This window comes from Herbiconiux sp. (genome assembly GCF_004297105.1).
Lineage (GTDB): Bacteria > Actinomycetota > Actinomycetes > Actinomycetales > Microbacteriaceae > Herbiconiux.
Map to the genome: position 1 here is coordinate 126,264 of NZ_SCVE01000007.1, position 19,836 is coordinate 146,099.

At 69.6% G+C, this 19,836-nt stretch carries 23 protein-coding genes; 13 read left to right on the forward strand and 10 right to left on the reverse strand.

The window, feature by feature from the left end; translation table 11 throughout:
* The first annotated feature begins 56 nt into the window (after nucleotides 1–56).
* The gene (gene dgt, locus EPO52_RS03765; RefSeq protein ID WP_290802151.1) at nucleotides 57–1,598 is read left to right on the forward strand and encodes a dGTP triphosphohydrolase; all 1,542 of its coding nucleotides are present in this window, start codon (nucleotides 57–59) and stop codon (nucleotides 1,596–1,598) included.
* An 85-nt stretch (nucleotides 1,599–1,683) separates the two neighbouring features.
* On the opposite strand, the gene EPO52_RS03770 is transcribed toward dgt, so the two are convergent.
* Entirely contained in the window at nucleotides 1,684–2,496 is an 813-nt protein-coding gene (locus EPO52_RS03770; protein WP_290802153.1) for a dienelactone hydrolase family protein, read from the reverse strand.
* A 101-nt stretch (nucleotides 2,497–2,597) separates the two neighbouring features.
* On the opposite strand from EPO52_RS03770, the gene EPO52_RS03775 reads away from it, so the two are divergent.
* The 3 genes from EPO52_RS03775 to EPO52_RS03785 all read left to right on the forward strand — a co-directional run bounded on the left by EPO52_RS03775 (nucleotide 2,598) and on the right by EPO52_RS03785 (nucleotide 3,635).
* On the forward strand, nucleotides 2,598–2,912 hold the full coding sequence (locus tag EPO52_RS03775; RefSeq protein WP_290802156.1) for a YbjQ family protein: 315 nt from the start codon (nucleotides 2,598–2,600) through the stop codon (nucleotides 2,910–2,912).
* 127 nt (nucleotides 2,913–3,039) lie between these two features.
* Complete coding sequence (locus EPO52_RS03780; protein WP_290802159.1) at nucleotides 3,040–3,297, forward strand: CopG family transcriptional regulator; 258 nt, start codon at nucleotides 3,040–3,042, stop codon at nucleotides 3,295–3,297.
* Nucleotides 3,249–3,635, forward strand: a complete 387-nt coding sequence (locus tag EPO52_RS03785) for a type II toxin-antitoxin system PemK/MazF family toxin (RefSeq protein ID WP_290802596.1) — start codon at nucleotides 3,249–3,251, stop codon at nucleotides 3,633–3,635. The genes EPO52_RS03780 and EPO52_RS03785 overlap by 49 nt, the downstream gene beginning before the upstream one ends.
* An 11-nt stretch (nucleotides 3,636–3,646) precedes the next feature.
* Here the strand turns inward: EPO52_RS03785 and EPO52_RS03790 are convergent, their stop codons facing one another.
* The 3 genes from EPO52_RS03790 to EPO52_RS03800 all read right to left on the reverse strand — a co-directional run bounded on the left by EPO52_RS03790 (nucleotide 3,647) and on the right by EPO52_RS03800 (nucleotide 7,685).
* A complete protein-coding gene (locus tag EPO52_RS03790; RefSeq protein WP_290802162.1) occupies nucleotides 3,647–4,537 on the reverse strand; it encodes a M23 family metallopeptidase in 891 nt (296 codons plus the stop codon).
* 90 nt (nucleotides 4,538–4,627) lie between these two features.
* Nucleotides 4,628–6,328: a cyclic nucleotide-binding domain-containing thioredoxin-disulfide reductase gene (locus EPO52_RS03795; RefSeq protein WP_290802165.1), complete on the reverse strand. Its 1,701-nt coding sequence runs from the start codon at nucleotides 6,326–6,328 to the stop codon at nucleotides 4,628–4,630.
* 82 nt (nucleotides 6,329–6,410) lie between these two features.
* Complete coding sequence (locus tag EPO52_RS03800; protein ID WP_290802168.1) at nucleotides 6,411–7,685, reverse strand: hypothetical protein; 1,275 nt, start codon at nucleotides 7,683–7,685, stop codon at nucleotides 6,411–6,413.
* A 72-nt stretch (nucleotides 7,686–7,757) separates the two neighbouring features.
* Here EPO52_RS03800 and EPO52_RS03805 point away from each other — a divergent pair, with 72 nt between their 5' ends.
* The 5 genes from EPO52_RS03805 to EPO52_RS03825 all read left to right on the forward strand — a co-directional run bounded on the left by EPO52_RS03805 (nucleotide 7,758) and on the right by EPO52_RS03825 (nucleotide 10,625).
* Nucleotides 7,758–8,732, forward strand: a complete 975-nt coding sequence (locus tag EPO52_RS03805) for a hypothetical protein (protein ID WP_290802171.1) — start codon at nucleotides 7,758–7,760, stop codon at nucleotides 8,730–8,732.
* A 38-nt stretch (nucleotides 8,733–8,770) separates the two neighbouring features.
* Nucleotides 8,771–9,430 carry an alpha/beta hydrolase gene (locus EPO52_RS03810; protein ID WP_290802174.1) on the forward strand — a complete coding sequence of 220 codons (660 nt, stop codon included), beginning with the start codon at nucleotides 8,771–8,773 and terminating at the stop codon, nucleotides 9,428–9,430.
* Nucleotides 9,431–9,553: 123 nt separating this feature from the next.
* Nucleotides 9,554–9,805, forward strand: coding sequence for a hypothetical protein (locus tag EPO52_RS03815; protein WP_290802177.1), 252 nt, complete (start codon nucleotides 9,554–9,556; stop codon nucleotides 9,803–9,805).
* The gene (locus EPO52_RS03820; RefSeq protein ID WP_290802180.1) at nucleotides 9,805–10,371 is read left to right on the forward strand and encodes a MarR family transcriptional regulator; all 567 of its coding nucleotides are present in this window, start codon (nucleotides 9,805–9,807) and stop codon (nucleotides 10,369–10,371) included. The genes EPO52_RS03815 and EPO52_RS03820 overlap by 1 nt, the downstream gene beginning before the upstream one ends.
* The gene (locus tag EPO52_RS03825; RefSeq protein WP_290802184.1) at nucleotides 10,368–10,625 is read left to right on the forward strand and encodes a hypothetical protein; all 258 of its coding nucleotides are present in this window, start codon (nucleotides 10,368–10,370) and stop codon (nucleotides 10,623–10,625) included. Before EPO52_RS03820 ends, EPO52_RS03825 begins: the two co-directional genes overlap by 4 nt.
* Nucleotides 10,626–10,649: 24 nt before the next feature.
* Here the strand turns inward: EPO52_RS03825 and EPO52_RS03830 are convergent, their stop codons facing one another.
* Both EPO52_RS03830 and EPO52_RS03835 read right to left on the reverse strand, forming a co-directional pair.
* On the reverse strand, nucleotides 10,650–12,062 hold the full coding sequence (locus tag EPO52_RS03830) for a glucose-6-phosphate dehydrogenase (RefSeq protein WP_290802187.1): 1,413 nt from the start codon (nucleotides 12,060–12,062) through the stop codon (nucleotides 10,650–10,652).
* A gap of 52 nt (nucleotides 12,063–12,114) precedes the next feature.
* Complete coding sequence (locus tag EPO52_RS03835; protein ID WP_290802190.1) at nucleotides 12,115–12,357, reverse strand: DUF3253 domain-containing protein; 243 nt, start codon at nucleotides 12,355–12,357, stop codon at nucleotides 12,115–12,117.
* 120 nt (nucleotides 12,358–12,477) lie between these two features.
* On the opposite strand from EPO52_RS03835, the gene EPO52_RS03840 reads away from it, so the two are divergent.
* Nucleotides 12,478–12,870: a PPOX class F420-dependent oxidoreductase gene (locus EPO52_RS03840; protein ID WP_290802193.1), complete on the forward strand. Its 393-nt coding sequence runs from the start codon at nucleotides 12,478–12,480 to the stop codon at nucleotides 12,868–12,870.
* Between the two features lie 96 nt (nucleotides 12,871–12,966).
* Here EPO52_RS03840 and EPO52_RS03845 read toward each other — a convergent pair whose 3' ends face one another.
* The 3 genes from EPO52_RS03845 to EPO52_RS03855 form a co-directional block, all read right to left on the reverse strand.
* Nucleotides 12,967–14,718, reverse strand: a complete 1,752-nt coding sequence (locus EPO52_RS03845; protein WP_290802196.1) for an MDR family MFS transporter — start codon at nucleotides 14,716–14,718, stop codon at nucleotides 12,967–12,969.
* On the reverse strand, nucleotides 14,715–15,398 hold the full coding sequence (locus EPO52_RS03850) for a TetR/AcrR family transcriptional regulator (RefSeq protein ID WP_290802199.1): 684 nt from the start codon (nucleotides 15,396–15,398) through the stop codon (nucleotides 14,715–14,717). Before EPO52_RS03850 ends, EPO52_RS03845 begins: the two co-directional genes overlap by 4 nt.
* 131 nt (nucleotides 15,399–15,529) lie before the next feature.
* Nucleotides 15,530–16,582: an NYN domain-containing protein gene (locus tag EPO52_RS03855; RefSeq protein ID WP_290802202.1), complete on the reverse strand. Its 1,053-nt coding sequence runs from the start codon at nucleotides 16,580–16,582 to the stop codon at nucleotides 15,530–15,532.
* A 78-nt stretch (nucleotides 16,583–16,660) separates the two neighbouring features.
* On the opposite strand from EPO52_RS03855, the gene EPO52_RS03860 reads away from it, so the two are divergent.
* From EPO52_RS03860 to EPO52_RS03870, 3 genes are all read left to right on the forward strand, one after another.
* Complete coding sequence (locus tag EPO52_RS03860) at nucleotides 16,661–17,062, forward strand: hypothetical protein (RefSeq protein ID WP_290802205.1); 402 nt, start codon at nucleotides 16,661–16,663, stop codon at nucleotides 17,060–17,062.
* Nucleotides 17,063–17,143: 81 nt separating this feature from the next.
* On the forward strand, nucleotides 17,144–18,019 hold the full coding sequence (locus EPO52_RS03865) for a CoA ester lyase (protein ID WP_290802208.1): 876 nt from the start codon (nucleotides 17,144–17,146) through the stop codon (nucleotides 18,017–18,019).
* A gap of 87 nt (nucleotides 18,020–18,106) precedes the next feature.
* Nucleotides 18,107–18,553 carry a DUF1801 domain-containing protein gene (locus tag EPO52_RS03870; protein ID WP_290802210.1) on the forward strand — a complete coding sequence of 149 codons (447 nt, stop codon included), beginning with the start codon at nucleotides 18,107–18,109 and terminating at the stop codon, nucleotides 18,551–18,553.
* 121 nt (nucleotides 18,554–18,674) lie between these two features.
* Here the strand turns inward: EPO52_RS03870 and EPO52_RS03875 are convergent, their stop codons facing one another.
* Nucleotides 18,675–19,712: an alcohol dehydrogenase catalytic domain-containing protein gene (locus EPO52_RS03875; protein ID WP_290802213.1), complete on the reverse strand. Its 1,038-nt coding sequence runs from the start codon at nucleotides 19,710–19,712 to the stop codon at nucleotides 18,675–18,677.
* Nucleotides 19,713–19,836 lie beyond the last annotated feature (124 nt).

Consider the following 19,836-nt stretch of genomic DNA (forward strand, 5'->3'; position numbering starts at 1 on the left):
TCCGCCGATGCATCCGGAGATGCACCATGATGAGTGCAACCGGAAGGAGGGCGATCGTGCAGATCGATGCGCGCGTGCAGCGCCGCCAGCCCGAGGAGCTCGACGAGATCCAGCGGGCCGACTACAACCCCGAGTACCGCATCGATCTCGAGCGGGTGCGCTTCTCGCCCTACTTCTCGCGGCTCTCCGCGGTGACCCAGGTGATCTCGCAGGCGGGGGCGAGCGCACTCATCCATAACCGGCTCACCCACTCGCTGAAGGTGACCGCGGTGTCGCGGGCCATCGCCGTGACGGTCGACAACGCGCTCGTGGGGGCGACCCCCGCGCTGACCTCGCCCGGCGGATGCGACGCCGTGGTGGTGCAGGCGGCCGCCAGCGCGCACGACCTCGGGCATCCGCCCTTCGGACACCTCGGCGAGAACGTGCTCAATAAGATCGCCCGCGACACCCTCGGCCTCGCCGACGGGTTCGAGGGCAACGCGCAGACCTACCGCATCCTCGCGGCGCTCGACGTGTGCGACGGCGCATCCGAAGGGCTCAACCTCACGGCGGCGGTGCGCACGGCCGTCTCGAAGTACCCCTGGACGCCGTCGCTCGACGGGGTCGCCGAAGTCTTCGACGGCGCATCCGCTCTGCCGCGCGGGATCAAACGGGTCGATGGGCGGCTCGTCGCACGCAAGTACTCGGCCTACTTCTTGGAGCACGACGACCTCGCCGAGGCGCGCACCTCGGCCCCTGGGCTCGCACCGTGGGAGCAGTCGCTCGAGTGCTCGGTGATGGACATCGCCGACGACATCGCCTACTCGGTGCACGACGTCGACGACTTCTACCGGGCCGGCATCCTGAGCCAGGTGGCGGTGGCGCGGGAGTTCCGCGGCTGGAGCGAGAACTCGGCGTCCCTCCGGCTGATGGCCGAGCCCGGTCTCGAGGTGGCGGAATTCCGCCCCGGGGCGGCGCTTGAGGAGCTGCGGCGGCGCATCCATCGCGACGACCCCTGGATCGCCGACGACGACGCCTTCGCCGACGCGGTGGCCGTGGTGTCGGAGGATCTGGTGGAGGGCCTTCTCTCGACCGTGTTCGACGGCTCGATCGCGGCGGAACGCGTGCTCTCGACGTTCACCAGCCGCTGGATTGCGCACTTCGAGCGCTCGATCGTGCCCGCGCCGGCCGACACACCGCGCACGGGGGCGATCACCCTCGACACGCGAGCGTGGCACGAGGTGAAGGTGCTGAAGTTCGTGCACAAGCACTTCATCCTGAACCGGCCCGACATCGCGATGTACCAGCGGGGGCTCAGCCAGGTGCTGGTGTCGCTCGTGAGCGCGTTCTCCGACTGGCTGGTCGACGACCACGACGCGAAGCGGGTGCCGAGGCGCCTGCTCGAGATGGTGGACCTGGCCACACGGGGGTACTCCCGGCTCGCGCACGAGCGGCCTGACCTGCTCGAGGACACGGGGGCGGCCAGCATCCGTCGCCTGGGCCGGGGTCGCGGCGTGATCGACTATGTGGCCTCGCTCTCCGACGGCCAGGCCATCGCGGTGGCCGAGGCCCTGAACGGCCGCACCGATCGCCTCTGGGACATCGGCCAGAGCCTCTAGGGCTCCACCCGCCTTCGCGGGGTCGCAGGATTTGTCGCAGCAGAGGCCATCCAGCGACAAATCCTGCGACCCCGCGAGGGGGGCGCTAGGGGAGGGGGGTGAGGTGGGCGCGGAGGAACGCGACCACGCGCTCGCGGGCCACGAGCGCGGGGTGGCCCGGGATGTCGCGCACCTCGTTCGTGAGCACCGAGTGCGCGTTCGGGCCGAAGCCGCCGGGGTTGCCGGGGGAGGAGTCGAGCTCGATCACCTCGAAGGCATCGCCGAGGCGCTGCTTCAAGGCGTCGAAGCGGGGGCGGGGCGCGTTGCGGTCTTCGGAGAAGCGGAGGCCGAGGGCGCAGAAGCCGGCGGTGTCGGCGCGTTCGGCGACGCGGGCCAGTTCGTCGGCCGAGAGGCCGGGGTCGGCGCGACGGGCGGCACCGAGCGGGAACGGGGCCGCCGGCTGGCTGACGACGGATGCGCGCACCGCATCGTCGACGGCCGTGGCGAGTGCGAATCCGCCCGTGAAGCACATGCCGATCACGCCCACGCCCTGCCCGGGAGTGCGGGCATTGAGGTCGGCGGCGACGGCGCGGAAGTACGCGGTGATGGGCCGCTTCGCATCGACGGCGAAGGCGCGGAACTCGGAGCTGACGCAGATGCGGGCCACCGTGCGCAGGATGTAGCCGCCCGACGGCTGCTTCTCCGGCGTGCCGAACGGCGAGGGCACCACAACGGTGAAGCCCTCATCGACGAGGTGCTCGGCGAGCCCGAGTACTTGGGGCGTGACGCCCGGGAGCTCCGGGATGAGCACCACGCCGGGGCCCGCGCCCTTCTCGTAGCAGTCGAAGGTGGTGCGATCGTGGGTGAAGGGCGACTTCGTCCAGCCATCGAGGGTGGATGTGGGGGCGACTCCGGTCATGGGCCAACTCTGCGCGCTGCACCGCGTGCGGTCGTGGCGGCGCGCCGCGGGGAACCCCGCGATCGTGGCGGGAGGGAGCATCCGTTTGGCAGAATTCGAGCATGCTGATTTCGACGATGAACGATGTGCCGGGCCGCCAGATCACGGGAGTGCTGGGGGAGGTGACCGGTCTCACGGTGCGATCGCGCAACGCGGGCGCGCAGTTCGGCGCCGGTCTCAAGTCGATCGTGGGAGGTGAGCTGGGCGGGCTCACCAAGCAGCTCATGCAGAGCCGCGAGGAGGCCAAGCAGCGTCTCGTCGATGCCGCCACCGCGCTCGGCGCCGATGCCGTGATCGCGATGCGGTTCGATGCGAGCGAGGTGGGGCCGAATGCGCAGGAGGTCGTGGCGTACGGCACCGCAGTGACCCTCGCCTGATCCCGCTCAGCTCTCTCGACATCGCGCTTGACACGCGATACGGAGAGGCGGCTAGGGTGACGATAATTCACCTTGAGCCTGGGAGGGCACCATGACAATGGCGGTTATACCGCGTTATACTCACTCGATGAAGACCGCGATCTCCGTTCCGGATGCGACCTACTCCCGTGTCGACAAGAAGGCTGCCGAACTCGGCATGAGCCGCTCGCAGTTCTACAGTGTTGCCGCCGAGCGATACCTGCGCGAGTTGGAGAGCGAAGATCTGACGTCGCGCATCAATGAAGCGCTCGCGCGAAGCGGAGACGCGGCTCGCTCAGAGGCTCTCGAATGGGCGGCATGGTCGACGGCGCAAGCCGGTCGTGGCGTCGAGAACGACGAGTGGTGATCGCTCGAGGGTCCGTGTGGTGGACCGACCTCGGGCCGATCCGCGGGAGCGCTCCGGCGAAGCGAAGGCCTGTCCTCGTGATCCAAAGCGACACATTCAACCGGAGCAGCATCCCGACCTGTGTCGTGGTGGCGATCACGTCCAACACGGCTGTGGCCGAGCATCCCGGCAACGTCTTCGTGCCGTCGAGGGCCTCAGGGCTCGATCGCGACTCGGTCGTCAACGTCTCTCAGCTCTCTACCGTCGACCACTCAGAACTCACATCAGAGGTAGGGCGGCTGCCGCCGTACTTGCTCGAAGAGGTCGACCATGGGCTGCGATTGCTGCTCGCAGTGTGAGCGGTGGCGGGTCAGTTGCGGGCCAGGAGCCAGGCGTAGGGGTCGACCGGGGTGCTGCCCTCGTGGATCTCCAGGTGCAGGTGAGCGCCCGTCGAGGTGCCGGTGTTGCCCACGGAGCCGATCGGCTGGCCCACCAGAACGGGTTGGCCCTCCGAGACGAGGGGCGATCCGGTGAGCATGTGGCCGTACCAGCTGCTGACCGCCTGGCCGTCGATCACGTGGTCGATCACCACGTAGACACCGAGGCCGCCCGCGTCGCTCTGCTGCACGTGGCTCACCACACCCGCCGCGATGGCGTTGATCGGGGTTCCCTGCCCGGGGGTGAAGTCGACGCCCTTGTGGTTCGTGGAGCCGATGCCTCCGGGTGACGAGCGCGGGCCGAAGCGACTGCTGATCGGCACGCCGACGGGGAACGGCCACTGCACGGCGCTGTCGGTGTTGTTGGTGTAGGTCGACGCGGTGCGGTAGCCGGCCGCCGCGGCCTTCTCCGCAGCCACCGCCGCGCGCTCCTCGGCACGCGCCTGGGCGAGCTGCTCAGGCGTGGTGGCCCCGTACCCGTCACGGCTCACGGCCGGCACATCGACGGATGCGGTCAGCAACTCCTGTGGAGTTGGTGCCGGCTCGCCGGTTGCGCCGATGGCATCGGCCTGCACCGACGAGAGCGATCCGCCGGGCGCCACGGTCGACAGCGACGTGGCGGCGGCAAGCAGCGCGGCGAACGACAGCGCGACCGTCGAGCGAACGCGCGAGGGCCTGGCCGTGGGGGCCGGGCCGGCGGCGTCCGGCCGGGGTACAGCCATCGCGGCGGCCGAGCCGGTGCGCGATTCGCGAACGCGGGCAAGGGCACGGCGCTCCTGCTCGCGCAGGGATCGGCGGGTGGGGAGAACGGGTGTGTCGGGCATTGCGGTTACGGTGTCGCTTTCATCGCCCGCAACCCTAGGAGGAGTTCATAGGGATCGCCTGGCAATCCCACAGCTGATCACCCCGTCGGCTCAGTGCGGGTGACCCAGAGCGCGGTGCACCGAGTGCACCGCGCTCGCGCCCTCGCCCACGGCGGCCGCCACGCGTTTCATCGAGCCGCGCCGAACGTCCCCGACCGCGAACAGTGTGGGCACGCTCGTCTCGAAAGGCAGAGGCGCACGCCCGAGCGCGGCCCAGACATCCGAGACGGCGCCGGATGAGACGACCGCCGCGAGATCGGTGTCGGTCAGTACGAACCCGTCGGCGTCGGTCGCCACCGAGGTGAGCCACCCTGTCTCCGGCACGGCCCCCGCGAAACAGAAGAGCCCGCTGCACGGCACCTCCGAGCGGGTGCCCTCCGGCCCGGTCACGGTCACCGAGCTGAGCGTCGTGTCGCCGTGCAGCTCGGTGACCTGCGAGCCCGTGAGTACGGCGATACCCGGATGCGCGCTCAGCCGATCCGCGAGATAGCTCGACATGTCCTTGCCGAGAGAGCTCCGGATGACGATGGTGACCGCACTCCCGGCCGCCGCCAGGTGCAGCGCCGCCTGTCCCGCCGAATTCGCACCGCCCACCACCACGACGGGCCGCGTCTCGCACTCCCGCACCTCGAGGTCGGTGGCGGCGTAGTAGATGCTCGTCTCCTCGAACTCGCTCCACCGGTCGAGAGGCAGCGCCCGGTAGTGGGCGCCGGTCGCGATGATGGCGGCCCGTGGCGCGATCGTGGTGCCATCGGAGAGCTCGAGCGTCAGGGCCCCCGATGCGGTGTCGAGCCGCGTCACCGTGCAGGGTGTGTAGATCTGGGCTCCGAACTTCTCGGCCTGCAGTGCCGACCGTGCCAGCAGCTCGGCCCCGCTGATGCCCGAGGGGAAGCCCAGGTAGTTCTCGATCCGGGAGCTGGCCGCTGCCTGACCGCCCACGGCCACCGAGTCGAGCACGACCGTCTCCAGCCCCTCGGACGCCCCGTACACGCCGGCCGCCATACCGGCCGGACCGGCACCGATCACCACGAGGTCGACGTCGCGCGCACCGATCGGATAGGCGAGCCCCAGAACCTCGGCCAGATCGCCGGGGGTCGCCCGCGCGAAGACCGCCGTGGGGCTCGACACCAGCGGCAGGGCGGCCGTGGTCGACCCCGTGTCGCGCAGTCGCGCCTCGCCCGCCGGGGTGTTCGCCTCCACCCAGATGTGCGGGATGCCCTGCCGCGCCGCGTACGTGCGCAATCGCAGGGACTCACGGGAGTGGGAGTCGCCGATGATCTCGATCGCGCGGGCGACCACGCCCGTGCGCAGCACGGCGCGACGGGCGATCAGCATTCGGAGCAGCGCATCCGAGAGCTCCGCCTCCGAGGCCATGATGCGGCGGAATTCGGCGGCGCCGATCCTGCGCACGACGGATTCCCCCCGCGTCTGCGCGGTGACGAACGAGGTCTGGCCCGTGAGCAGCGCGAGCTCGCCCACGACGCTGCCGGCCGAGTAGCGCACCACCGTGTCGGGCTCGCCGTGAGCGGGGTACCCGACGATGTCGACCCCGCCGCGGACGACCAGGAAGAGCTCCTGCGGATCCTGGCCGGCTCGGTAGAGCACGACGCCGTCGGGCAGCTGCTCCACCTCGCCGTACTGCTCGAGCCGCTGCCGCAACGAGTCGGCGAGCGGGGCGAACGCCTCCGCTACGTCACGCGCGTCGGTGCCTTCGGGGTGCACGAACTCGGCGGCGGGTGGCGGTGTGGTCACGAATCCGACGCTATCGGTCCCCGCAGTCTCTGTCATGGCCCTGAGGGGGCCTCTCTGCGCGAGTCGCCGGATGCGGCGCGCCCTACGACCCGGAGAGTGCCAGGGGCACGGTGTGCACCCCCGATGAGGTCGTGAACGTCGCGGTGCCCACGACGTCCCCGATCGCGGCAGAGAGTGTTCCGTCACTCGACGTGAGCTCGTCGAGCGCGATGGTGGTGGTCACCGGTTCGTCGCCGAACACCACCGCCGACACGGCACCGCTCGCCGATGCCACGAGTTGCACGGGAGCCGCATCCGACCCCGCCTCCGCCGGAACGGTGTACGTACCCAGTGCCTGCCCCGCGGCCACGAGCGGCACCTCCCGCAGTCCCGCCTGCGCGCTCGCGAGCAGCGCCCGCGTCGTCGCGAATCGATCGTCGATCGACGACGTGCCGAGCACGACCGACACGAGTGTCACGGGCGTCGCCCCCACGACGACCTGCGCCGAGGTGAGCAGCGTGTACCCGGCATAGCTCGTCGAACCGGTCTTCAGCCCGTCGACCCCGTTCTCGCCGAGAAGCACGTTCTGGTTGACGATCGTTCCGAGGTCCGCCTGGTCGAGAGAGGTGAGGCCGGCGATCGAGGCGAGCGCGGGGTTCGCATGGGCGAGGGATGCGACGCGCAGCAGGTCTCCGGTCGAGCTCGCGCTGCCCGGGTCCAGCCCGCTCGCATCGGCCAGCGTGGTGGCCGTGAGCCCCTGTTCGGCGAGCCAGGCGCGCGCCGCGGTCAGATAGCCCTCCTGCGATCCGAACGCCCAGAGCGCCACCGACTCCGCGTAGTTGTTGGCGCTCGTGAGCAACGTGATGGCGAGGGCATCGCGCAGACTCACCTCCTGGCCGGCGTACATCGGCTCGACGAACTGGTCCTGTGCCTCGACGGCCGCGGTGATGTCGAGGTCGGCCTGGCCGAGCGTGATCGTCGGCCCCTGATCCACCGTTCCCGCCGCGAGCGATTCGGGGGTGTCGGTGAGCGGATGCGCGTCCAGCACCACGAGCGCCGTGATCACCTTCGTGATGCTGGCGATGGGAACCGTGCCGGTCTCGCCGCCCTGCCCGAGCACGTCGACCGAGCCATCCGGATGGGCGATCCCGACCGCACCCGACCCCACCTGCGGGAACTGGAGGACGGCCGGAGTGCCCGCGGGGATGACGACATCGGTGGGCACCGCTGTCGCGGTCTGCGTGGCGGCCGTCGGTGCGGCGGCGCCACCGGAGGCGGAGGGTGCCGTGCAGCCGGTGACGGTGACGGTCACGGCCACCGCGACGACCGCGATCCCGAGGGTCAGGCGCGAGGGGCGGGTCCAACGGCTCGATCTCACCCCGAGAGTCTAAAGGGGCACCGTGGGTGTCTCTCCGGCCCCGCCCGAGCCGTGCCGGACTACTGTCGACCCATGGCCCTCGACGTGACTCCCCTCGGTGAGAAAGTGACTCTCGCCCAGGTCGCCGCCGACCGGCGGGCGCACGGAGGGTCCCTCACGAGTGATCCCCGGGTCGTGCGCGTCGCGCTCGCCGTGATCGGGGTCGTCGTCATCGTCGTGCTGGCCTGGCTCATCGGTCTCGAGGTGGTGCAGCTGGCTGCCCTCGCCCTGTCGCCGTTCGTGATCGCCGCGCCGATCGCGGCCCTGCTGTTCTGGGCGGGGGCGGTGGGATTCGCGCGGTACTGGCGGTCGGAGACGGCCGACCATCGATTCATCCGCCTCGACCGGTTCGCCGACGCCAATCAGCTCGCCGTCGTGGAGGGACGCTCGGAGTCGCCCGCGACGGGAGTGATCTTCGAGCAGAGCCGCGACCGGTACCTGTCCCTGCGCGTGGTCAGCGGGCGGCATCCGCTGTTCGAGGTGGCGAACCTCGTGTCGGTGGTGCGCATCGACGCTCAGCGCAGTGCGGCCACCAACTGGACCTATCTCGCCGTGCCCCTGGACCGGCCGCTGCCCCACGTGCTGCTCGATTCGAAGCGCAATGACTCGTTCTTCGGGTCCACCCTGCCCGAGGCGTTCCGCCGCTCGCAGGTGCTCTCGCTCGAGGGCGACTTCGACGAGCACTTCACGCTCTACTGCCCCGAGGGGTACGAGCGCGACGCGCTCTACCTGTTCACTCCGGACGTCATGGCCGTGATGATCGATCACGCCGCGGACTTCGACGTGGAGGTGGTCGGCGATCGCGCCTACTTCTTCGTCGACCGCGCCGTCGACCTCGCGTCGCCTGCGTTCTGGACGAGCGTCGACGCCATCCTCGGCAGCATCGCGCCGAAGCTCTCGCGGGTCTCCGACCGCTACACCGATGAGCGGCCCGCGGCCGAGCGCGCGGGCCTGGTGAGGCGCGGGCAGCCGCGGGCGCGCCGGGTTCCGCGCGGGGGCCAGGGCTGATCCGGATGCGGCCGGAACGACCGCGGTCCCTGCGGCGGATGGCCCGCGAGGCGGTCTGGTGGGTGCGAGACTACGCCTACGCGGCCCGCGGGCAGGTTCGGGCGCTCGTGAGCCGAGTCGATCCCGCTGACTTCCTGAGCGGAGATCGCACCCCGATCGTGGTGATCCCGGGCGTGTTCGAGACGTGGCGGTTCCTCCAGCCGCTGATCGACGAGCTGCACGGCCGGGGGCATCCGGTGCACGTCGTCGACGCGCTCGCGTGGAACCGTCGGCCCGTCGTGGAGGCAGCGGGTCACCTCGTGCGATACCTCGAGCGGCGCGATCTGCGTGGCGTGGTCGTCGTGGCGCACAGCAAGGGCGGGCTGGTGGGCAAGTACGCGATGACCCAGGGCGGAGGCGTGAGCAGGATCGACGCCATGCTCGCCGTGGCCGCCCCCTTCGGCGGGTCCTCGTACGCCCGATTCCTGGTGCTGCCGAGCCTCAGGATGTTCCGCCCCCACGACGCCACGATCCTCGCGCTCGCCCGCGAGGCATCCGTGAACGCGCGGATCGTGTCGGTCTTCGGGCGCTTCGATCCGCACATCCCCGGAGGAAGCCGGCTGGAGGGTGCCGTGAACGTGGAACTGGATGCAGGCGGCCACTTCCGCGTGCTGGCGGACCCTCGGGTGATCGCGGAGGTGGAACGCCTCGCTCGCTGAACGCCTATCGTTCGAAGGACTGACCTGTCAACCCCTGTAAGAGTAGTTTGTCGAATAGTTCAGTCCGTGGCATATTCAATGCGTGGCCGATACGGTCGCACCGAACAGCGGAAGAGGGAGATCGTGAGCACTGGGAACCGGACGGTGATCACCGCGACGAGCGGGCTGCGCTGGCGCCTCGCCGATGAGGGCTTCTGGGTCGGCGCCGCGGGCGGGGTGTTCGCCGGCACGATCGATCAGAACGGCACCCATTTCTACGCCCGCAACCAGTTCGGGGAGTACATCGGCGACTTCGTCGACTTCGAGCACGCCCAGGTGGCGCTCGAGTCGCGTCTGCCCGAGATCGCCGCCGTTTCCGCACTGCGAGTGGCGTGATGCCTCAGAACGTCGTTCGCCGCGAGGCCAGGCACCTCTATGCGGCGAATCCGCGGTCCGATGCGGCCCGTGCGGCCGTGGAGGCCCTCCTGTCGCTGCAGAACGCCGAGGAGCGCGAGATCGAGCGCGTGCGCAAGGCCAGCGGACTGAGCAACAACGAGTTCCACGCCCTCCGCTATCTGCTCCAGGCCCAGCGCGAACACCGCGACACCGGGCCTAAAGACCTCGTGGTGATGCTCGGTATCTCGAATGCCTCGGTCACGAACATCGTCGACCACCTCGAACAGCTCGGCGACCTCGAGCGAGAGGTGCATCCGACCGATCGGCGAGCCCAACTCCTGCACCCCACGCCGGCGGCCGCGGCGAAGATCGAGCGGGCCTACAAGCTCTTCCACGAGACGGTCGTGCACTCGATGGACAGTATCGGCGCCGCCGACGCCGAGATCGTGGCACGCACGCTCGACGCGATCACCGAGCGGCTCGAGAACATCGAGCGGTCCGAGAACTCCCACGAGAACACCAACACCCACGATGACACGAACACGGAGAGAGGGTCGGAATCATGAAGACGGTCTGGATGCACTCGGCGGGTCTCACCTTCTTGGTGGAGCGCTACGACGACGGCAGCTACGGCATCCGCATCGACGGATCTCTGATCGGCTTCGTCGTGCGCGACGAGCACGACTACATCGCCATCGGGGGCGAGTCGCACCGTGAGGGCTCAGTGGTCGGCGCGGCCCTCAGCCTCGGGCAGGCGGCGGCTCTGCTCGCCCGGGACGACGCCGAGCCGGCGCGACTCCACCTCGTGCGAGCGGCCTGAGCGCCCGAGCCCCCGGCGATCCGGCTACCAGTCGGACGGCCCCGCAGACCCCGCTTCGTACTCCTCGAGCGGGGTCTCGCCGTTCGACCAGGCCGTGAGCACCGGGGTCACGATGCGCCAGCACTGCTCGGCCACCGTCCCCGGAACCGAGAGCAGCGTGTTCTGCTCCAGCATCCCCGCGAGCACCTGGGCGTAGGGGCCGAGGTCGGCCGCCGGCAGCCGCGCTTCGAGGGCTCTCCGTTCGAGACCGGATGCGTCGCCCACCCCGTTCACGATGAGATCGAGATCGACGTCCCCTCCGTCGAGCGAGAGGCGGAGCGTGGTGTGCGATCCGCCGTCCGGTGGGGTCAATCCCTCCGGAGCAGCCGAATCGCGGAAGTGCACGAGCACCTCCTTGCGCGCAGATCCGATCGCCTTGCCCGATCGCAGCACGAAGGGCACACCGCTCCACCGCGGATTGTCGACCTGCAGGAGCACCTGCGCGAGCGTCTCGGTGCCGCGCTCGGGGTCGACGTCGGGCTCGTCGACGTACGACGGGAAGAAGCGCCCGTCGATCCGCCCCTCGGTGTACCGGGCGCGCCGGGCCGTCGCGGGGTCGTCGCGCCAGAGGCGCACCGCGCCGAGCACCTCGGCCATCCGCTCGTGCACCTCGGCCGCCACGGTGGTGTCGGGGCGTTCCATCGCGGTGAGCGCCAGAACCATGAGCAGGTGGCTCTGCAGCATGTCGCGCAGCGCTCCGGTGGTGTCGTAGAAGGCCGCCCGGCCCTCGAGCCCCAGAGGCTCGTCGTAGACGATCTCGACCTTCTCGATGTGGTCGTGCGACCAGGACGCCTCGAGCAGCCGGTTGCCGAAGCGCAGCCCGAGCATCCCGAGCACGGTGGAATCGCCGAGGAAGTGGTCGATTCGCCAGAGGCGGTCTTCGGGGATCACGGCGGCGAGGTCGCGATTGAGCTCCTCGGCACCGGCGAGGTCGTCGCCGAAGGGCTTCTCGATGGCCACGAGCAGGTCGTCGGGCAGGTCGATCTCGGCGAGCGACGCGGCCACCTCGTGCCCCATCGCCGGGGGCAGTGCGACGTAGAGCACCGGTGCGGTGGGGCAGGCATCGAGAAGGGCCTTGAGCTGGGCGGGGTCGGAGGCATCCGTCGGCACGAACTCGGCGGTGGAGGCGAGCTCTGAGACGGTGCGCTCGGTGACGCCCGCCGACTCCAGGCTGCGGCGCACGAGACCTTGCCACTCCTCGCGCGACTTCGGCGTGCGGGCCGCTCCGATGATGCGCAGATCGAGCGGATGCCCCGCCTCACGGGCGACGTCGGCCACCTGCCCCAGGCCGGGCAGCAGGAGGCGCTCGGTGAGGTCGCCACCGGCGCCGAGGATCGCGATCGTGCGCGAGGCCGTGTCGATGTTCTGCGCGTCGGGGATTCCGGACTGATCGGTCATAGGGGTGCGTGCCTCCTGGATCGGGACGGGTGTCGAGGGGTTCGAGTGGGGGTCACGCGCGCCGGATGCGGATGGGACCCCGTGCCGTCGACGGATCGACGATCTCACCGCCTTGAGTGATCACCACGTCGCCCCGATCCACGAGGTGCCGCGCCGCCTCGCGCACGGGCGCCATGAGCTCGCGCCAGTTGTCGCCGCCGACGGCGCGCGCCACATCCGAGGGGCAGATGGTGGCTGTCGGCGTGCGACGCTCGAGGAGATCGACGATCGCCGCCTCCAGCTCCGCGGCGCGCATGCTGCCTCCGGGGGTAGGGGGGTGGGGAAGGGTGTGCTCTTTCGAGTATGCCCCCGGAGGCCGACGCCCGCCCGTGGCCGGGCAGGGATAGGCTGTGCTCCCCGACGACGAAAGGCGCGCATGACGCTCCCCGATCACCTGCTCGCCCTGCTCGAGCGGCCCGCGCTCTGCTACCTCGCCACCACGATGCCGGCGGGATCGCCTCAGCTCACCCAGACCTGGGTCGACACCGATGGTGAGCACGTGGTGATCAACAGCGTTCTGACGCACCAGAAGGTGCGCAACATCCAGCGCGACCCTCGGGTGGCTGTGGCGGTGTCCGACCCCGAGAACCCGTCGTTCTTCTTCCAGGTGCGGGGCACCGTGCTCGAGGTGCGCCTCGAGGGCGCCGTCGACCACATCGAGAAGCTCTCGCAGAAGTACACCGGTGGGCCCTACCCCTGGTACGGCGGTCGCGACCAGACCCGTGTGATGCTCATCATCGAGGCGCAGCACATCAGCACCCCGCACTGAGCCGGGCGGGGTGCGACCGGGTAAGTATGCAAATAAGGAGGACCGACGCCATATATGGCCTCGGTCCTCCTTATTTGCGTAGTTACCGGTGCAGAATCAGTCGTCGGTGAGCCGCACCGAGCCCGTGCGCACCGAGAGCACCGGCTCGACGGTGGGGTTCGCGCCCGCCGAGAGGGACTCCTCGAGAACCTCGATCCGGTTCAGCGTGTCGGCGTCGGAGTCGCCGGAGTCGCCGGCCGAGGCCGCATCCGCCTCCGCTTTCTCCGCATCGGTCTTCTCCGCATCGGTCTTCTCGATGTGGGTGGCGAGGGGTTTCTCCACCACGAACATCAGCAGCACGGCGGCCACCAGCACGAGCGGCACCATCAGCAGGAAGATCGGCGCGAGTGCATCGTTGTAGGCGTTCACGATCACGGTGCGCGTCGCATCCGGCAGCGCGTTCACGATCGCGGGGGTGAGCGAGTTCGTGCCACCGTCGCCCGTCGACCCGGCCGGCAGGCTCGAGGCGAGGATGTCGGTGAGCCGGGACACGAACAGGCTTCCCACGATCGCGGCACCGAGCGAGGAACCGATCTGGCGGAAGAAGTTGTTCGAGGAGGTGGCCGTTCCCACGATCGCCCGGGGGAACGAGTTCTGCACCACCAGCACGAGGATCTGCATCGACATGCCGAGACCGAGGCCCATCACCGCGAGGTAGAGGCACATGATCCAGATCGCGGTGGTCGCGGTGAGGGTCGACAGGAGGAACAGGCCGAGCGCGGTCACGAACATGCCCACGATCGGGATCAGCTTGTACCTGCCCGTGCGTGAGACGATCTGGCCGGAACCGACCGAGGCCACGAGCAGCGCGCCCATCATGGGGATCATGAGCAGACCCGCATCCGTGGCGCCCACTCCGGTGACCATCTGCAGGTAGGTGGGCATGTAGGCGAGCGCCCCGAACATGGCGACACCGGTGATGAGGCCGGCGGCCGTCGTGAGGTTGAAGTTGCGGTTCGTGAACAGCTTCAGCGGGATGACGGGTTCGGCCGCGCGGCTCTCGATGACGACGAAGAGCACGGCGAACACCACGGTGGAGACGATCAGGCCGATGATGACGGGCGAGTTCCAGTCGTACGTGTTGCCGCCCCAGGTGGTGAACAGCACGAGGCTCGTGGCCGCGAGGGCGAGCACGATCATGCCGGGGAAGTCGATCTTCGGCTTGCTGTAGGCGCGCTTCGGCAGCTTCAGGAAGAAGATGGCCGAGAGGATGGCGAGCACACCGAGGGGGATGTTCATCCAGAACGCCCAGCGCCAGCCGGGGCCGTCGGTGAAGAACCCGCCGAGCAGCGGGCCCGCGACGCTCGAGACGGCGAAGACCGCGCCCATGATGCCCGAGTAGCGGCCGCGCTGACGGGCCGGCACGACGTCGGCGATGATGGCGAGCGCCAGGATCATGAGGCCGCCGCCACCGAGGCCCTGAACGGCGCGACCGGCGATGAGCGTGCCCATCGAGTCGGCGAGCCCGCCCATCACGGAGCCGATCAGGAAGATCGAGATCGCCCCGACGAAGAGCCACTTGCGGCCCACGAGGTCGCCGAGCTTGCCGTAGACGGGCATCACGATGGTGGAGGCGAGGATGTACGCCGTGGTGACCCAGAGCATGTGCTCGACACCGTTCAGCTGCCCCACGATCGTGGGCAACGCGGTGCTGAAGATGGTCTGGTCGAGAGACGCGAGCAGCATCGCCACCATGAGGCCGGCGAAGACCAGCAGGATGGATCGGGTCGACGGGCCGCCTTCCTCGCGCGGGGCGGGGGAGGTCGTGGGTGGGGCAGGGTGGCGCTGTGCGGTGACGGAGGTCGTCATGAGAGTTTCTCCAATACGGTCTTGAGCGAGGCGATGGCGCGCTCGTAGGTCTGTCGGGGGTCGGCGGGGGCGCCGGAGGGGGAGGGGGAGGGGGCGGATGCGGCACCCGTCGCGCCCGGGTCGGCATCGCCGTGCATCGCCCAGCGCTTCATGCTCACGCGTACGGTGGCGAGGCAGATGCCGAGGATCACACGGGCCTCGTCGAGACGCGCCTCGTCGCTGTCGGCGGCGAACGCCGCCTCACTCGACAGCCAGCCGGCGACGATCGCGCTCAGCCGGTCTTCGAGCTCGGCCACGCGCACCATCTGCCGGGTCATGAGCTGGGGGTGCTTCTTGATCACCGCGCGGGTGAGCGCCTTGTTCTTCTGGCCACCGCCGCTCGCCTCGAAGAGGGCGTAGATGAGGTCGAACGTGGAGGCGAGCACGTCGCCCTCGTAGTCGCGCACCCGCTCGAGCTCGAGCGAGACCGCGGTCTCGTCGATGCCGAGCACCGCGTCCTCCTTCGACGAGAAGTAGTTGAAGAAGGTGCGCGTCGACACGTCGGCGCGCTCACTGATGGCATCGATCGTGGTGGCGTCGAGCCCCCGCTCGAGGGCCAGCTCGGCTGCCGCCATGTGGATGGCCTCCGCTGTCTGCGCGCGCTTGCGCTCGCGGAGTCCGGGCTCGGGGGAATCATGCATAACTGCATTATTTCACTCTCTGCATTTTTACACAAACGCAGAATTGCAGTTACCGCAATATTCTCAGGCGGCATGCAGCCCGGTGCTCCGGCGACGAGAGAATCGACCTCGTCACCGGGCTCGCCGCATCCTCACCGCCCGGGGCGCAGGCGGATCAGCCGGTGCGGGCCGTCCTCCTGCAGCTCGGCGAGGTCGTCGCGCGAGGCCAGGAAGTCGGTGAAGGAGCGGTAACCGAGCGGCTTCTCGTTGAACGACGGGTCCATGCGGCGCATCTGGTTCTTCACCGTGCCCGTGTTGAGCCACTCGTCGGCATCGCCCTTCGCGTGCCCGATCTGCAGAGCGCGCACGAGCAACTCGGTGGCCACCGTCTGCGGGTCGATGTCCTCGGCGGGCTCGGGCTCGTCGTAGCCGGCGTCCTCGGTGTGCGAGAACATCGGCACGGTGACCCGGCGCGACTTCGCGGGGGCCTTCTTCGGCGCGGTGTCGGATGCGTCAGACGACTCGGCCGCATCCGGTGCCTCCTGCGCGGCGGAGGGCTGCGACGACTTGCGGCGCGAGCCCGACTTGGCGGCCGGAGCGGTCGTCGTCGCCTCGGTCGGCTTCACCTTCTCGACGCCCGGCAGCGAGTCGTAGTCCTCGAACTCGTCGCAGGCGGCGGCGAGGGAGGTGCTCGTCGATCCGGCCACGCCGATGCCCACCACGAAGCGGCCGAGACGCTTCGACTTCTGAGCCAGCGCGATGTAGTCGGAGTCGCCCGCCACGATGATCACGTGCGTGAGGTCGGGCAGACGGAAGAGGTCTTCCACCACATCGACCGCGAGCCGGATGTCGGCGCCGTTCTTCGTGCCCCGCGTGGTGGTGGTGAACAGCTGCGTGAGGTCGACCGCGCGCGACATCAGCTGCCGCTGGTAGCTCGCGTTCACGGGCACCGACCAGTCGGCGTAGGCGCGGTTCACCACGAGGGTGCCGAACGAGGCGGCGAAGTCGATGATGGCGTTGAAGTCCACCGTGGCGGAGGCGAGGCGGGCGGCGATCTCGGGATCGGCATCCGGATGCGTGCGATCGAAGTCGCGGATGCCGTCGCGCTGGAAGGCATTGCGGCCGTGCAGCTGCTGGTACCGCGAGATCACGATGTTGTCGAAGTCGATGTAGAGGCCGACGCGGGAGTCATTCGGTTCGGTCATGGCCCCAGTCTGCCCCACCGGAGGCTGCGTTGCCGGATCGTGATGCACGGGACATCCGGGGACTGGGATACTGACCGCATGAGAATGACGAAGTTTCTCGCTGCCGCCGCGATCGTCGCCGTCGCCGCCGCCGGGCTCGCCGGGTGCGCCTCCGGGTCGTCCGACACACCCGCCACGCCCATCGGCACGAACGTGATCGCTCCGGTCACCATGGAGGCTAACGACCTGCAGGGTGCCACCGTCGATCTCGTCGTGGGCCAGGTGCTCAACATCAACACCGGCGACTTGGCGGTCGACAGCTACACGGGCGAGGTGGCCGACGCATCCGTCGCGACGTTCGTCGCGGGGCACAAAGACGACGACGTCGAGTTCAACCCGGGCGTGCAGGCGCTCGCCGCGGGGAAGACGGATGTCACGATGACCAACTCCAACGGCGGTATCCAGCCCCTCTCCTTCACCGTGGTGGTGTCGGCGAAGTAGCGGCGGCCCGGCGGCGCAACGGACTGTACGCTTGATGGGTCCGCACCGCGGCTGACCGCCGCGACGACCTGGAAGAGTCTGTTGACCACCTCACCACTCACCGCTCCCGGCCCCCACTCGATTCCCGGGGAGATCGCCCGTTCCTGGCTCCTCGTCTCTGCCCGGCGCACCGAGCAGTTCGACCAGGCGGAGCGCTCCCGCGCCGACCAGATCGTGCTCGACATCGAAGACGCCGTCGACCCCAAGCACAAGCCCGCGGCCCGCGATGACGTGGCCGAGTGGCTCACGAAGGGCGGCAGCGGCTGGGTGCGCATCAACGACCGCGCCAGCGACTTCTGGAGCGACGACGTCGATCAGCTGAAGGGCCTTCCCGGCCTCCGGGGCGTGATGCTGGCGAAGACGGAGTCGGCGGCGCACGTCACCGAGACCTTCGACCGGCTGGGCGGCAACACCCCGGTGCTGGTACTGATCGAGTCGGCCCTCGGCATCGAGGAGGCGGTCTCGATCGCTCGCGCTCGCGGCGCCTTCCGCCTCGCTTTCGGCAGTGGCGACTACCGCCGCGACACCGGCACCAGCGCGGAGGACATCGCGATGGCCTACCCGCGCTCCCGCCTCGTGGTGGCGAGCCGCGTCGGCAACCTGCCGGGTCCCATCGACGGGCCGACGGTCTCGTCGAGCCACCCGGTGCTGCGCGAGCAGTCGGCGGTGGCCGTGGCGCTCGGCCTCACCGGCAAGCTCTGCCTCGACGTCGAGCAGTTGCCGGTCATCAACGAGGTCATCAGCCCGACGCAGTCGGATGCCACCTGGGCCCGCGACTTCCTCGACGACTTCGAAGCGCGCGGTCGCGTCATCCGTGACGGCAGCGACCTGCCCCGCCTCGGCCGCGCCGAGAAGATCGACAAGCTCGCCCGCGCCTTCGGTGTGCAGCCCCTCCCGGGTGGAGCCGGCCCGCAGTGAGCGAGCAGGATCCGAGAAGCATCGCCGGCTGATCCTCGCTACCGTGATGGCACACGCCACCACCGCGACAAAGGGATCGGCCACACGATGAACGCACCTGCAGACAGAGGATTCTCCGCGGAGGAACGGGCCGCGATGAAGGAGCGGGCCGCCGAACTGAAGGCCCAGGGCCGCAGCGGAAAGGCAGCCGAGAAGGCCGCCGCCGACGCGGCGGCGATGCACGCGAAGATCGCCGAGATGCCGCAGCCCGACCGCGGAATGGCCGAGCGCATCCACGACATCGTGACGGGTGCGGCACCCGACCTCCTGCCGAAGCTCTTCTACGGACAGCCCGCCTGGACGCGCGGCGGCAAGCCCGTCGTGTTCTTCCGCAGCGGTCAGGGTGACAAGGAGAGGTATTCCACTCTCGGGTTCGGCTCGCAGGCGAACCTCGACGACGAGGTGGGTCTCTGGCCCACCTCCTACGCGCTCGTGGCGGTGACGGATGACTCGGCCGCGGTCATCCGGAAGCTGGTGGTGAAGGCTGCCGGCTGACCGCGCGAGCAGTCTCGGCGCGCCCGCCGCATCCCGCGAAACGACGGAGAATCCGGCCAAGAACGGGCGGATCCTCCGTCGTCTCCCGGATGCGGGCCGAAACTCCGTCGATTTCGCGCCGTCAGAAGGTGACGAGCACCTTCAGGGCCTCGCGGGCATCCATCGCCGCATAGCCCTCGGGCACGCCGTCGATGGTGACCGTGCGGTCGAAGACCTTGCCCGGTTCGATCGTGCCGTCGAGCACGAGCGGGATGGCGTCTTCCAGATAGGCGCGCACCGGGGCCGGGCCGCCCGTGAGCGTGACGTTCTTGCCGAACAGCGAGCCGAAGCCCACCGGCGCCTCCTCGTACTGCGGCACGCCCACGCGTGAGATCGTGCCGCCGGGGCGCACGATGCCGTACGCCTGCTCGTAGGCGGGCATGTGCCCCACGGCCTCGAGCACGATGTGGCTGCCTTCGCCGTTCGTGAGGTCCATGACCGCGGCGATGCCCTCGTCGCCGCGCTCGGCGACGACATCTGTCGCTCCGAACTCGATGCCGAGGTCGGTGCGCGAGGTGTGCCGGCCCATCAGGATGATGCGCTCGGCGCCCAGCTGCCGGGAGGCGAGAACAGCGGAGAGGCCCACCGCGCCGTCGCCGATCACGGTCACGGTCTTCCCCGGTGCGACGCGGCCCAGGTGGGCGGCGTGGTGGCCGGTGAGGTAGACATCGGAGAGGGTGAGGAGCGAGGGGTAGAGCGCCTCGTCGACGGTTCCCGGCACCTTCACGAGCGAGCCGTCGGCCTGCGGGATGCGCTGCAGCTCGGCCTGCATTCCGCCCACCTCACGGGTGCCGTAGAAGCCGCCGTGGGGGCAGGAGGTGTGGAAGCCCTCGCGGCAGAACACGCAGGTGTTGTCGCTGTAGGCGAACGGGGCGATCACGAAGTCGCCTTTCGCAAGGGTGGCCACATCCGGCCCCACCTCCTCGACCACGCCGATCAGTTCGTGCCCCATGGGGCGACCGCGCTCGGACGCCGCCATGGAGTGGTAGGGGTGCAGATCGGACCCGCAGATGCAGGCCCGCACCACCCTCACGATGGCGTCGGTGGGAGCGGTGATCACAGGGTCGGGAACGGTCTCGATGCGCACGTCGCCGGCGCCGAACATCAGGGTGGCTTTCATGCTCCCATTCAACCCCGCCCCACCTGCGCGAAGGCAGTGTCCCGGAGGCCGGGTACGGCCGGACCCTCCCTCGAGGCGCGGGTAGGCTGGGACGTCGGCCGGCGGGCGAGATGCGCGCTGCCGC

Excerpts from the sequence above, each read along its gene's own strand:
- EPO52_RS03820 (WP_290802180.1), top strand. The coding sequence starts at position 9,805 with ATGCCTCAGAACGTCGTTCGCCGCGAGGCCAGGCACCTCTATGCGGCG.
- EPO52_RS03775 (WP_290802156.1), top strand. The coding sequence starts at position 2,598 with ATGCTGATTTCGACGATGAACGATGTGCCGGGCCGCCAGATCACGGGA.
- EPO52_RS03850 (WP_290802199.1), bottom strand. The coding sequence starts at position 15,398 with ATGCATGATTCCCCCGAGCCCGGACTCCGCGAGCGCAAGCGCGCGCAG.
- EPO52_RS03830 (WP_290802187.1), bottom strand. The coding sequence starts at position 12,062 with ATGACCGATCAGTCCGGAATCCCCGACGCGCAGAACATCGACACGGCC.
- EPO52_RS03780 (WP_290802159.1), top strand. The coding sequence starts at position 3,040 with ATGAAGACCGCGATCTCCGTTCCGGATGCGACCTACTCCCGTGTCGAC.
- EPO52_RS03810 (WP_290802174.1), top strand. The coding sequence starts at position 8,771 with ATGGCCCGCGAGGCGGTCTGGTGGGTGCGAGACTACGCCTACGCGGCC.
- EPO52_RS03875 (WP_290802213.1), bottom strand. The coding sequence starts at position 19,712 with ATGAAAGCCACCCTGATGTTCGGCGCCGGCGACGTGCGCATCGAGACC.
- EPO52_RS03835 (WP_290802190.1), bottom strand. The coding sequence starts at position 12,357 with ATGCGCGCCGCGGAGCTGGAGGCGGCGATCGTCGATCTCCTCGAGCGT.
- EPO52_RS03855 (WP_290802202.1), bottom strand. The coding sequence starts at position 16,582 with ATGACCGAACCGAATGACTCCCGCGTCGGCCTCTACATCGACTTCGAC.
- EPO52_RS03870 (WP_290802210.1), top strand. The coding sequence starts at position 18,107 with ATGAACGCACCTGCAGACAGAGGATTCTCCGCGGAGGAACGGGCCGCG.
- EPO52_RS03840 (WP_290802193.1), top strand. The coding sequence starts at position 12,478 with ATGACGCTCCCCGATCACCTGCTCGCCCTGCTCGAGCGGCCCGCGCTC.
- EPO52_RS03785 (WP_290802596.1), top strand. The coding sequence starts at position 3,249 with ATGGTCGACGGCGCAAGCCGGTCGTGGCGTCGAGAACGACGAGTGGTG.
- EPO52_RS03825 (WP_290802184.1), top strand. The coding sequence starts at position 10,368 with ATGAAGACGGTCTGGATGCACTCGGCGGGTCTCACCTTCTTGGTGGAG.
- EPO52_RS03790 (WP_290802162.1), bottom strand. The coding sequence starts at position 4,537 with ATGCCCGACACACCCGTTCTCCCCACCCGCCGATCCCTGCGCGAGCAG.
- EPO52_RS03770 (WP_290802153.1), bottom strand. The coding sequence starts at position 2,496 with ATGACCGGAGTCGCCCCCACATCCACCCTCGATGGCTGGACGAAGTCG.
- EPO52_RS03805 (WP_290802171.1), top strand. The coding sequence starts at position 7,758 with ATGGCCCTCGACGTGACTCCCCTCGGTGAGAAAGTGACTCTCGCCCAG.
- EPO52_RS03860 (WP_290802205.1), top strand. The coding sequence starts at position 16,661 with ATGAGAATGACGAAGTTTCTCGCTGCCGCCGCGATCGTCGCCGTCGCC.
- EPO52_RS03845 (WP_290802196.1), bottom strand. The coding sequence starts at position 14,718 with ATGACGACCTCCGTCACCGCACAGCGCCACCCTGCCCCACCCACGACC.